The organism is Campylobacter sp. 2018MI34 (assembly GCF_016598975.1).
GTDB lineage: Bacteria > Campylobacterota > Campylobacteria > Campylobacterales > Campylobacteraceae > Campylobacter_D.
The window spans coordinates 1-12,739 of sequence record NZ_JAENKS010000009.1 but is presented as its reverse complement, the minus strand read 5'-3'; the positions used below and the strand labels follow the sequence as shown (position 1 = coordinate 12,739).

Annotated in this window: 14 protein-coding genes; all 14 read right to left on the bottom strand. The window is 26.9% G+C overall.

The window, feature by feature from the left end; all coding sequences use genetic code 11:
* Positions 1-6 precede the first annotated feature (6 nt).
* On the bottom strand, positions 7-1,170 hold the full coding sequence (gene xseA / locus JG676_RS03745; protein WP_200217345.1) for an exodeoxyribonuclease VII large subunit: 1,164 nt from the start codon (positions 1,168-1,170) through the stop codon (positions 7-9).
* The gene (gene ubiE, locus JG676_RS03740) at positions 1,167-1,871 is read right to left on the bottom strand and encodes a bifunctional demethylmenaquinone methyltransferase/2-methoxy-6-polyprenyl-1,4-benzoquinol methylase UbiE (RefSeq protein WP_200217344.1); all 705 of its coding nucleotides are present in this window, start codon (positions 1,869-1,871) and stop codon (positions 1,167-1,169) included. Before ubiE ends, xseA begins: the two co-directional genes overlap by 4 nt.
* Before the next feature lie 280 nt (positions 1,872-2,151).
* Positions 2,152-2,562 (bottom strand): peroxide-responsive transcriptional repressor PerR, encoded by a 411-nt coding sequence (perR, locus tag JG676_RS03735; RefSeq protein ID WP_200170065.1) that lies wholly within the window; start codon positions 2,560-2,562, stop codon positions 2,152-2,154.
* 97 nt (positions 2,563-2,659) lie between these two features.
* Positions 2,660-4,501 (bottom strand): 1-deoxy-D-xylulose-5-phosphate synthase, encoded by a 1,842-nt coding sequence (gene dxs, locus JG676_RS03730; RefSeq protein ID WP_200217343.1) that lies wholly within the window; start codon positions 4,499-4,501, stop codon positions 2,660-2,662.
* Positions 4,494-5,315: a flagellar assembly protein FliH gene (gene fliH / locus JG676_RS03725; RefSeq protein ID WP_200217342.1), complete on the bottom strand. Its 822-nt coding sequence runs from the start codon at positions 5,313-5,315 to the stop codon at positions 4,494-4,496. Before fliH ends, dxs begins: the two co-directional genes overlap by 8 nt.
* A 7-nt stretch (positions 5,316-5,322) precedes the next feature.
* On the bottom strand, positions 5,323-6,351 hold the full coding sequence (gene fliG, locus JG676_RS03720) for a flagellar motor switch protein FliG (RefSeq protein ID WP_200170068.1): 1,029 nt from the start codon (positions 6,349-6,351) through the stop codon (positions 5,323-5,325).
* Positions 6,351-8,030 (bottom strand): flagellar basal-body MS-ring/collar protein FliF, encoded by a 1,680-nt coding sequence (gene fliF / locus JG676_RS03715; RefSeq protein WP_200170069.1) that lies wholly within the window; start codon positions 8,028-8,030, stop codon positions 6,351-6,353. Before fliF ends, fliG begins: the two co-directional genes overlap by 1 nt.
* Before the next feature lie 117 nt (positions 8,031-8,147).
* Positions 8,148-8,411 (bottom strand): chorismate mutase, encoded by a 264-nt coding sequence (locus tag JG676_RS03710; RefSeq protein WP_200170070.1) that lies wholly within the window; start codon positions 8,409-8,411, stop codon positions 8,148-8,150.
* Positions 8,399-9,166: an HAD-IIA family hydrolase gene (locus JG676_RS03705; protein ID WP_200170071.1), complete on the bottom strand. Its 768-nt coding sequence runs from the start codon at positions 9,164-9,166 to the stop codon at positions 8,399-8,401. Before JG676_RS03705 ends, JG676_RS03710 begins: the two co-directional genes overlap by 13 nt.
* 4 nt (positions 9,167-9,170) lie before the next feature.
* Positions 9,171-10,379, bottom strand: coding sequence for a diaminopimelate decarboxylase (gene lysA / locus JG676_RS03700; protein WP_200170072.1), 1,209 nt, complete (start codon positions 10,377-10,379; stop codon positions 9,171-9,173).
* A 9-nt stretch (positions 10,380-10,388) separates the two neighbouring features.
* Positions 10,389-11,447, bottom strand: a complete 1,059-nt coding sequence (locus JG676_RS03695; RefSeq protein WP_200170073.1) for an LptF/LptG family permease — start codon at positions 11,445-11,447, stop codon at positions 10,389-10,391.
* Positions 11,447-11,992: an aminoacyl-tRNA hydrolase gene (gene pth, locus JG676_RS03690; protein ID WP_200217341.1), complete on the bottom strand. Its 546-nt coding sequence runs from the start codon at positions 11,990-11,992 to the stop codon at positions 11,447-11,449. The genes JG676_RS03695 and pth overlap by 1 nt, the downstream gene beginning before the upstream one ends.
* Positions 11,989-12,525 (bottom strand): 50S ribosomal protein L25/general stress protein Ctc, encoded by a 537-nt coding sequence (locus tag JG676_RS03685; protein WP_200217340.1) that lies wholly within the window; start codon positions 12,523-12,525, stop codon positions 11,989-11,991. The genes pth and JG676_RS03685 overlap by 4 nt, the downstream gene beginning before the upstream one ends.
* Positions 12,526-12,614: 89 nt before the next feature.
* A partial coding sequence (locus JG676_RS03680) for a DUF2972 domain-containing protein (protein WP_200217339.1) occupies positions 12,615-12,739 on the bottom strand: 125 nt, incomplete at its 5' end.

The following is a 12,739-nucleotide window of genomic DNA, read 5'->3' as shown; positions in this document are numbered from 1 at the left end:
TTTCCTTTATAAAATTTGTGCTTCTTTTCTATCATCTTGAGAATTTAAAATTATTTTATCATTTTGTTTTAAATCTTTTAAATTCATTATTTTGCCATCTTTTTCAATGCTAACTAAATTTTTACTTTTTTGAAAAAAAGATTTATGTTGTTTATAAGAATTTTCTATTTTTTCTAAATTCAAATAAGCAATATTTAATTTATTTTTTATAGAAAAAAACAATTGTTGTTTTAAATGATTGCTTTGATTGATTTTTTGAAAGATTAAAGTACTTAAAGAATTAGCCTTTAATATTTTTTCTAAATTTAAAAGCTCTAATTCTAAATTTTTAAATTTTGTTTGTAAAAGAGATTTTAATTGTTGCATTTTAAAATCTAAATCTTGCTCTAAATCCATTCTCGATGGAATAAGCAAATCTATAGCTGCACTAGGAGTTGGTGCTCTAAGATCCGCAACAAAATCACTAATTACATAATCAATTTCATGTCCAACGGCTGAAATAATAGGTGTTTTTGCTTTAAAAATTTCTCTAGCCAAATTTTCATCATTAAAGCAAAAAAGATCTTCTCTACTTCCTCCACCTCTTGCAATAATTAAAACATCAAGTTTTTTTACATCCGCTTTTTTTAAAGCATTTATTAATGAAGCAGGGGCTAAATTTCCTTGTGTTAAAGCATTAAAAATATAAATTTTTGCTAAAAAATAAGATTTTTGCTCTATTATTTTTAACATATCCTCTAAAGCTGCTGAAGTAAAAGAGCTTATAATACCTATTTTTAAAGGAAATTTAGGTAATTGTTTTTTATACTTTATATCAAATAAACCTTCATTATTTAAACGCTCCTTTAAAGCTAAAAATTTTTCTTCTAAATCACCAAAACCTATTTTTCTAATACTATTAGCTATGAATTGATAACGTCCGCTTTGAGAATATAAACTAAGACTTCCAATTAATTCTAAAGAATCTCCAACTTTAGGTATAAAACTTAATTTTAAATTTTCCCATTTAAAGATTACACAAGAAATACTTGAATTTTCATCTTTAAGTTCAAAATACCAATGCCCTGAAGAATGCATGGTAATTTTTGATAACTCTCCACTTAAAATAATATTTTCAAAATGAGTTTCAAGTAAAGCTTTAGCTTTTATATTAAGTTCGCTTACGGTCATTTTTTTGCCACAAACATAGAGCTAATACCAAAACTAAAATTTTTAATTTTTACTATTTTAAAACCGACTTCTTGTAATTCTTTAGCTAATTCTTGCTCACTTAAAAAATGATCAATTGAATTAGGCAAATATTCATAAGCACTCTTATTTTTACTTAAAAAACCACCTAAAATAGGTAAAATATTTTTAAGATAAAAATCCCTAAAAAAAGATAGAAGACCTTTTTTTTCCTGTTTGCTAAATTCTAAAATTAAAAATAAACCATCTTTTTTAAGAACCCTAAAAAACTCTTTTAAAGCTTTTTTCCTTTCAACAACATTTCTAATCCCATAACTTATACTCATAATATCAGCACTCTCATCCTCTAAAGGTAAATCTTGTGCAAAAGCTTTTATAAATAAAATTTCTTTATATTTTTCTCTTGCAATTTTTAACATACCTTCACAAGGATCAATACCTATAATTTTAGAAATTTGTTTATTAAGTTTTAAAGCTTCTTGTTGCCAAATATTAATCATATCAGCAGTTCCACAAGCAACATCAACAATATTTAAATCTATTTTATTATAATTTTTTAAAACATAATTACAAGCCTTTTTGCGCCAAGTTATATCAATACCAAAACTTAAAATTCTATTTGCTTTATCATAACTAGGAGCAATTTCGTTAAACATTTGAACAATTTTCTCTTGCTTTTGCATTTTATTCCTCATTAATTTATATGGAAATCTTTTATTTAATAAATAACTATTATAATTAAAAAATTTTAGCACTTTTTTAATTAGTATTTATTTTTTTATAAAAAATCTTAGTTAAGCAAAAATTATCTAAATTTAACAAAAATTAATTGTATTAAAAATTATAGATAAAACAGATAGATTTAACAATTTTAAGAGTGTAAAATTTTAAGAATAATTATTTAATTTTAAATCAAGATTTCTTTATAAGATATTGGAAATTACTTAAGCAATTCCAATAAATTTAAAGACATTTTTTACAACCATCAACATAAGCACAAATTGCTAAATGATTTATAATATTGCCAATCTTTTTTTCTAAATGTTCTTGATACTCTTTAAGATTTGAATCTTTAAAATTTAAATCTTCTATATTACTACATTTAGAACATATAATATGTATATGTTCTTCCTCATAAATATCATAGCAAGTTTTTTGATTGGCTACATTTATTTCAACCACTAAACCTTGTTCTTGTAAAGTATTTAGATTTTTATAAACAGTCGCCAAAGAAATAGATGGATATTCTTTTTTAATCTCTTCATAAAGTTCTTCTATATTTGGATGTTCATGACGTTTTAAAATTTTTAAGACGCAAAGTCTTTGTGGTGTTGCTTTAAGTTCATGTTTTTTCAGCATTTCTAACAATTCCATAATCTCCACCTCGAAAAATTTATAAATGATAATTATATAATAAAATCATTAAAACAAGTTTATATTTATTAAATAATATTTTTTATTAAATAATAAACTAAATATAATTTAAAACATTCTTTGTTAAAGAGTTAATATCAAGTTGTAATTCTTTTTCTATATCAAAAAGTTTTCCATGTTCTATAAATTTATCTTTATATTCAAAACTGATAAGTTTAATATTTAAATCATTTTCTTGTATAAAAGTATTCAATAAACTTCCTACACCACCTATTTTATTATTTTCTGAAAATACAAACCATATTTTAGTTTTTTGTGCAAGTTTTTTAAGCAATTCCTCATCTAAAGGTTTAGCAAAAATTAAGTCAATTAAATTGACATTTTTTTGATTATTTTGAAGATTTTTTAAAACACACCAAGCTTTTCCAACACCTTGACCATAACCTAAAAAAGCAATTTCACTTTCATTTTCAATGAGCCATTGAGCTTTAGCTAATTTTATTTCACATGCTTTAAATTCATTATCTAAAATAAAACTTCCTCTAGGATAGCGAAAAGCTATAGGACCTTTATGATGATAAGCATATTCCATAATTTTTATCATCATAGCCTCATCTCTTGGGGCAATAAGCGTTAAATTAGGTAAAGGTGACAAAAAGCTAATATCAAAAACTCCTTGATGAGTTTCTCCATCTTCACCTACAATTCCAGCTCTATCCATAGCAAAAATAACATTTAAATTCAAAATAGCACAATCATGAATTATTTGATCATATGCACGCTGTAAAAAAGTACTATAGATAACTATAAAAGGTTTAAAACCTTCTTTTGCCATAGCTGCCATAGAAGTAACAGCGTGTTGTTCTGCAATAGCAACATCCCAAAATCTTTGAGGATATTTTTCTATAAGTTTATCAAGTCCTGTTCCACTAGGCATAGCAGCAGTAACTCCGACTATATTTTCATATTTATCTGCTAACTCCAGTAAATTTTGGCTAAAAATTTCGGTAGCACTTTTTTTATCTTGTTTTTTAATACTTTCTCCATTTTCTATATTAAAAGCACTTACTCCATGCCACTTAGCATGTCTTCCTTCGGCTAAAGAATAACCTTTGCCTTTTATAGTTTGTGCATGAATAACACAAGGTTTTTTTATAAGTTTTGCTTGTTTTAAAGCACTAATAAGCTCATTTAAATTATGTCCATTAATCGGACCTATATATTCAAGTCCTAATTCTTCAAATAAAAGTCCTGGAGTAATTAATTTAAAGCTTTCTTCAAAGCGTTTTGCCATATAAGTTGCACTATCTGGCAAAAAATCAAGCATTTTTTCTACTCTTTTTTTAAATTTTTGATAAAACTGCGTTGCCATTGCCTGAGAAAGATATTTAGAAATAGCTCCTATTGGCTTTGAAATACTCATTTCATTATCATTTAATATAATAACACAAGGGTATTTTCTATCACCTAATTCATTTAAAGCCTCATATGCCATCCCAGCACTTAAAGCTCCATCTCCAATCAAAACTACCGGCAAACGATCTTCATTTTTTAATTTTATAGCCTTACAAGCTCCAATAGCCAAAGAAATCGAGGTGCTAGAATGTCCAGCAATAAAATAATCTCCTTCATTTGGTTTAGTATATCCACTAAGTCCTTTAAATTGACGTAAGGTGTGAAAAATACCTTCTTTTCCACTTAAAAGTTTATGAGCATAGGATTGGTGAGAAACATCAAAAATAAAGGGATCTTTATTATGATCAAAAACTACATGCATTGCGATACTAAGTTCTACAACACCTAAATTTGAGCTTAAATGTCCTCCATTTTTTGAAACTACCTCTATAATTTTTTCTCTTAAATTAGAAGCAAGTTCTTCAAGTTCTTTGATATTTAAATTTTGAAGTTCTTTATGAGTATAGTACAATCTCTTACTCATTATTAATCATTCTTTTAATTTTTTCTAATCTTTGATTGAGACTTGATTCTATATTTCCTAAATCACTTAGTATTACAACACTTCCTTTAGAAATTGCATCATCTAAAGTAATTTTAATATTAAGATCATTTTTAAATTCAGATTTTAAATAATCATAATCATTGCAATTTACTCTAATATCTATTTCTCCAGCACCTTTTAATTCTGAAATCAAATCTTTTGCTAAAGAATAAGCAATTTTAGAAGAATTATCCTCTACTTCTTTTAAAATTACTTCTTTGGCAATATCAATTGCAGTATCTGCTAATTCTTTTTTATTTTTTTCTATAAATGAATCTAAATTTTTACTTGCCTCATCAAGTTTTAAAATACTTTTTAAATACCTTTCTTTTAATTCGTTTAATTCCTTTTCAAATTCCATTTTAGCATTATTATAACCTTCTTGTGTAAATTTTTCTTTTGCATTTTCAAGTTCAGAATTTAGGCGATTGTTAAATTCATTTTCTTGATTTTCAATTTGCATTTGGAGTTTAATAATATTACTTGACATTTCATCTGTTTTTTTAAGCAAATCCTCTACAAAACTTGGTTGAAAATCAATTTGTTTTTCTTCGGTAGTTTCATTATCTTTTAAAATAGTCTGAGTTTGCTCTTCTTTAAAGGTTATTTCATTCTCATTTTTAATTTCATTATTTGTATTGATATGAGATTTTTCTTGTTCGTTGTTAAATTCGGATATAACTTTAAATCTGTAACCTTCAACAACATGTTGTTCATTATCTTTTTTAGAAATTACATTACTACGATTTGTCATATTATTCCTATTCTATCATTTCATCTGCATCACCTGTTTGTATTAAACCTTGTTCTGCTAATTTTTGTACCACTTCAACTACTTTTCTTTGTGCTTCTTCAACATCTTTTACTCTTACAGCTCCTAAAAATCCCATTTCTTCCAAGAATGCTTCGCTAGCTCTTGAGGACATATTAGAAAGAAATTTTTGCTTTAATTCTTCACTTGCACCTTTTAAACCTATCATTAAATCTTTTTTATCAGCAACTTTTAAAATTTCACGAATTGCATTAGTGCTAAGTTTGCTAATATCATCAAAAGTAAACATAAGCTCTTTAATAGTTTCAGCTAAACGCTCATCACTTTGCTCAATATAAGTAATGGTAGATTTACTTGCTTTTTGTCCTAAGCGATTGAGTACTTCAGCTACAGCTCTTGGACCACCTACCTCAACTTTATAAGAAGTAAGACTTTCAAGCTTGCTTTCAAGTACTGCAGAAACTCTTTTAATAATACTTGGAGAAATATCACCAAGATTTGCCATTCTAATTACAACTTCAGCTCTTAACTCATCACTAAAATACTCTAAAGTTTCAGCTGCATGGATCGAGTCCATATGAGCCAAAATAAGAGCAATAGTCTGTGGATGTTCTTTTGTGATAAAATCAGCAAGTTGTTGTGGTTTAATTTGCGCCAAATAAGCAAAATTCTGGTTATTCTCCATACTTTTAGTAAGTTTTTCGAGAATTTTATTGGCAATATCTGGACCAAAGGTGCGAAAAAGTATTTCTTTTGCATATTCTAAACCACCGCTTTTTATATATTGATTTGATTGAAGTAAGGTATAAAATTCTTCTAAAACTGCTGTAGCTACAGATCTATCAACATTTTTTGCCATAGCTATATATCTTGAAATTTCAGTAATAACATCAATTTCCATATGCGAAAAGACAGCCGTTGTAGCATCTTCTCCGAGCTGAATTAAGAAAATAGCTACTTTTTCAGGCATAGATAAATCATCATAAATCATTTTTTGTTCTTCACTAAGCTTTATCATCACATATCCTTTTCGCTAAATTCAGAATCATTTTGAACTAAATTTTGAAGCAAAGCGGCAATTTCTTCACTTTTATCATTTACAATTCCTCTTAATTTTTCAAGTAAAACTTCGTATTGGATAGAATCTTCATTAAAATTATCACCAAAACCAAGTTGTTCTTCAACTTTTTTCCTTGCCGCATTGAATTTCTCAATAGCATCTTCTGCTTCATCTAATACCAAACCAGGAGCTTGTTGTTGCTCTTCTGGGGTTGCATCTTCGAGCATTTTTTGCATAAATGGCCCAATAACTTTTTTGTAAAAGATAAAAAGTAAAATAGCTGCAATAAAATATTTAACAGGTGGGATAAATGGCTCGATAAAACGTGAATAAAAAGTTCTAACTTTACTTTCCACTTTAACGGATTCACGATGAAAAGGTAAATTTCTAACTACAACAATATCGCCTCTTGCAGCATTATAATTAATAGCACTTTGTACCAAACTTTCTATATTTCTAAGTTCTACATCGCTTAAAGGCACATACTCATTTTGAACATTACCATTTTGATCAACAACCTCTTTATATTTTCCATCAATTGCAACAGCTGCTGAAGTTCTAATAATAGTGGCAAATTGTTTTTTAGTATTAGTTATTGTTTTAGATAATTCATTATTAGTTGTTACTTGATTCTTTTTATAAAGCTCTGTTTGACCTTTATTATCAAGCCCTTGAACTGGACCTATATTAGATACAGCACCTGGAACTCCTTGAATTTCTGGTTCTTTTCTACCTTCTCTTTGTTCTTCCAAGGTTTGCTCACTTCTAACTATAGGGTTTGGATCATAAATTTCACTTTGAGATTCTTTTTTAGAAAAATCAAAATCTATATTTACATTAACTTCTATTTTATCAGTTCCGCCAGCAAAAGGAGCCAAAGTTGATATAATTTTTTCTTCCAATTCTCTTTCTTGATCTCTTTTATATCTAACTTGTGCAGCAATTACATCACTCTCATAAGCTTCTAGTTCATCCAAAGGAGCTCCACTTTGATCACTAATTCTTACATTTTCTTTGGTAAGCTTTGGAACTGCAGCTGAAATAATATTTTTTATCCCATCAATTTGTTTTCTTGTAAGTTTTAAACCTTCTTTAATATTAAGTACAACAGAAGCAGTGGGTGGAGTTTGTCTTTCAGTAAAAACACTCTCTTTCGGAAAAGCTATATGCACAACCGCTGATCTTATAGGTTCTAAAGTTTCAATAGTTCTAGCAAGTTCTCCTTCAATTGCTCTTTGATATTTAACTTTTTGTTCTTCATTGGTGGCACCAAATTGTTGTTGGTCAAAAGCTTCAAAACCTACACGACTATCCTTAATAAGGCCTTCAGATGCAATAATCATCCTTTGTCTATAAACCTGATCTTGGGGAACTAAAATTGTATTTTCATTTTGCAAACGATAAGGAACACCATTTTGCTCCAATTTTGAAACAATAGCAGCAGATGAACTTGGTTTTACATTTTCAACCAAAATAGCATAGCCATCTGAAGTAGCACTTCCTGAGTTACGATATAAACTTAAAAAAACTAAAAATCCAACCACTACAACAATAGAAGCTGCTATAACTATACGTTGTTTACGGCTTAAATTTTGATAAAGTTGTCCAATTTGATGGAACATATTTTTAAAATCCATATGCAACCTCAATAAATTTACAAATAACTATTCATTTATCTAAACTGAAAATTATATTACAAAAATTTAAAAAATAATTTTATTGTATCAAAAATCAATTAAGAGTTTAATAAAATCTTAATCTAAATTTTGTATTTGTTTTGATATTATAAAAATTTCTTTATAAATACTTTTAATCATTTTTGCATCTAAAAATTTATATTTAGTATTTTTAAGACGCTCTAAAATATCTTCCTCTCTTTTAAAATCACAAATCTCCTTAGCCTTACTCTGTTTTATCTTGCCTATTTTTTTAACATAAGACATTCTTTTATCAAGTAAATATAAAATTTTATCATCTAAAGTATCAATTTTTGCTCTTAAGTCATTTAAATCTTGCATTTTAAATCCTCTAAAAATTCTAAAACGCTAGGATAAATTTTATCAAGTAAGTTTATATTAATTCCTTTAGTATCACTAATTTTACCGCTTAAAACCAAAATACATTTCATATTTAAACTCTTAGCTTTTACTAAATCTCCTATAAAATCATCACTTATAATACAAACATCCTTAAAACTAATTTTTTGATTTTGTTTTTGAATAAGCCTTAAAGCTTCTTTATAAAAAGATAAACTAGGCTTTCCAACTACTTCATACTTAAAATTTATAGCATTTTTAAGCATAGCCATAATACTACCTATACCTGGATAAAGCCTATTATCTTTTTTATAAATACTTGTTTCATGCATAGCAATTACTTTAATATCTTTTTTAATAAGTTCTATCATACTAGCAAAATCTTTAAATTTAAAATCATCATAACTAGAAATCAATAAAGCTTCAGGATGATTAAAATCAATTTTATAACCTAAAATTTCAAGATTTTGTAAAAATTCAATAGCCCCAAAAGCTGCAATCTTACAAGGTTTTAAAAGATCTTTTAAAACACAGAAAGGATCAATATAAGCATTATCTTTAATAGCTAAACCTTTTTGCCTTAAAATTTGCAAAAAATCAAGCTTTTTTGTGTTATTAGTAATGATAATATAAGGTATATTTTGTAAATTTAAAAAACTAATTAACTCTTTAGCACCAGAAATTAAAGTTTTGTCTTTATCTGATAGTAAAGTGCCTTGAACATCTAAAAAAAACATTTTTTTAATCTTTTAAAAATTTTTCCTCTAAAGCTATTTGATCTTCAAAAGTCTCTCTTTGGCGTATCATTCTTACTTTGCCCTCTTCTAAAGCTAGCTCACAAACACGATTTCTAGTATTATAATTACTACTCATACTAAATCCATAAGCGCCCGTATCTTTAATCACTAAAATATCACCACTTTGTGTTTGCTCTAACAATCTATCTTTTGCAAAAAAATCTCCACTTTCGCAAATTCCACCTACAATATCACAAAGACTTTTTTCTCCTTGATTGTAAGGCATAATAATTTCGTGATATGCTTCATATAAACTAGGGCGTATTAAATCATTCATTGCCCCATCTACTATCACAAAACGTTTTGTCTTATTATATTTTTCATAAAGAATAGAGCAAACAAACTCTCCACTTTTTGCCACTAAAAAACGACCCGGTTCCATTCCTATAGTTACATCAAGTCCATTAAGTTTTGCCAAAATTCCTTGTGCATATGAATAAAGATCTGGTTTTAAATCATCTTTTTCATAAGCAACACCAAGTCCTCCGCCTATATCAAAAAATTTAATATCAATTTTTAAAGCTTTTAATTCTCTTACAAGTTTTGCAACAATTTCTGCAGCTTCATAAACAGGAGAAAGATCTAAAAGTTGAGATCCTATATGAAAATGTATTCCTATAGGATCTAAGTAAGAAGATTTCTTAGCATAAAGATACATTTTTTTAGCCTGCTCTAACTCTACTCCAAACTTATTTTCATTCAATCCAGTAGAAATATAAGGATGGGTTTTTGCATCTACATCAGGATTAACACGAATACTAATTCTTGCTTTTATATCAAGTTTTTTGGCTACTTTTTCTAAAAGTAGCATTTCAGCTTCACTTTCTAAATTAATATATAATATATCATAATTTAAAGCTTCTTTAAGTTCTTCTTCGGTTTTTGCTACACCGCTAAAAATAATCTTATAAGGTTTAGCGCCTGCTCTTAAAGCTCTTTTTACTTCTCCTATACTCACACAATCAAAACCACTATCAAGTTTGATTAGCATTTGCAAAAGACTTAAATTAGAATTAGCTTTTAGGGCATAAAAAATTTGAGATTTTCTTGCCTTAAAAACTTCTTTAAGTTCTAAAAAATTCTTCTTTATTTCATCAAAATTATAAATATAAAAAGGAGTATGAAACTCATCTCTTAACTTTTTATAATCCATTTCAACCCTTTAACGATTTTTATAATACATAAACATTGCAAACAATGCTAAAAGTATAATAGGCAAGATAATGCCAAATTCAGTTAAAATAACCCCATTTTCACTCAATCTTGTAAGTAAAAATAATATACCCCAAACACCAAAACTAATGATAAAAAATATAAAACTTACAAAAGCTAAATTAAAAAACCTAGCTGTTATAGGAAAAAAATAATACATAATAAGCATTAAAAAAGGTGCAAAAAGAGGCGTAAAAACTAATTTATAAAGAGAGATTTTTATAGAATGCAAACTAATACCTTGCTCTTTAAATAAAAACAATCCCTCTAATGCATCTTTAATAGAATAATCACTATTATTTGCCACACTTTCAATAATTTTTGGCTTAAAACCTTCTAAAGTTCTTAGATCTTTAAATTCTTCATTTTGTAATCCTTTACCACTTACATTGTATTCATTTGGCAACAATGTCAAACTTCCTTCTTTTAAAGTCCAAGAATCATTACTAAAAAAAGCTTTTTTTGCAACAATAAATGAGGTTAAATTAAGATCTTTGGTATTAAAAATTTTAATATCCTCAACCTCATTTTGAGTACTTTTAACCTTATCAATATAAATTAGATCATCATTAAATTTTAAAAAAACTCCACTACCTTGTTTGATTAAAGCACCATTTTTAATAATATTTCTTTTATAATCATTAGCATAAGCAAATGAAGTGAAATTAAGCCCTATAAAAATAAAACAAAAAAATAAAGCCCATAAAAAAGGAAAAAGAATGACTAAATTTTTACTCAATCCCAATGCATAAAAACTTACAAATTCATTGCTTCTAATCATATTAACTAAACTTAAAATTAAAGCAAAAATTAAAGAGATCGGCAAAAGATAAAATATAGCACTACAAGCTAAAAAAAATACATAAAGCAAATCTAAATTTGCAGAATTAGGTAAATCTTTAAAATTTAATAAAAGATCAATACAAACAAAAAAACAAAGTAAAGATAAAAAAATAATAAAAAAATTTTTTAGATAAATTCCTGAAATAAAACGAAAAAAAATCCACATTATAAAACTTTTAAACTATATTTTGAAGCAATATAAGCTATATCATTTGAATCAATAAGTTCAAATAAAGCATTTTTTGTATGATCTAAAACTTTATCTAAAATTATTTTTTCGTCTTTATTAAATTTAGATAAAACAAATTCTTTAATATTATTTGATCTTCCAATACCAATACGCACACGTTCATAGTCATTAGAACAAAGTTTATCTATGCTTTTAAGACCATTATGACCACCACTACTTCCTGCTTTTTTAAATCTTAAAGATCCAAGTTTAAGATCAATATCATCATGAATAACTATAATTCTTTGACATTTATAAAAATCTTTAACAGCTTTTACGCTTAAACCGGAATTATTCATATAAGTATTTGGTTTTAAAAATAAAGAAGAGCCTATTTTATATAACTCTCCTTTAAATTTAGTATTTGAAATTTGTAAGAAATCGTTATTTTTAAGAATTAAATCAATAAGCATAAATCCGACATTATGTCTTGTATCCTTATAAGCATCTCCTATATTGCCAAGTCCTACAACTAAGATCACCTTGCTTTTTCTACACCTACTACTGCTACTCTTTCAGCATCAATAATGCTTACACCTTCTGGAACAACTACATCTTTTACAAGTAAAGCATCACCTACATCTAATTTACTAACATCTAACTCAAAAAAATTAAGTAAATTTTCAGCTTTACATTTAACTTTTAATCTTCTTTTTGATTGAATTAATACACCTTTATTTTTAAGTCCTATCGCAGTTCCTGTGATTTTAACGGGAATCATGTATTTAGACATTACACCTTTTTGTGCTACTTTTAAATCCACATGCTTAAGCTCTGCTGTTACAGGATCTTTTTGATAATCAACTATAACAACATTTAAAACTTTTTCCCCAACTTTAACATCAAAGGCAAGTGTAGTTTTTTTACGTACTTCTTTAATAAAATCATTAAGCTTAAAAGCCGCATGAATATTTTCAAATCCTTTTGCATAGATATTTGCAATTAGATAACCATCTCTTTTTAAAGCTTTGGCAGCTTTTCTACCGATACTCTCTCTAATAATACCTTCTAGCATTTTTTAACCTTTCATAAAATAAAATTTGTATTTTATCAAAAAAATCTTAGCTTAATTTAAAAGTCTATTGTATTAAATTTATACCCTAATCACCCATCCAACTCCTTACACATCTTTTCAAATTCTTGATAGTATTTCCAAGAAGCTATAATATCGGGACGATGTTCTTTAATATGAGTAAGTTCATAATCTAGTATGTTTTTAAGATATATTC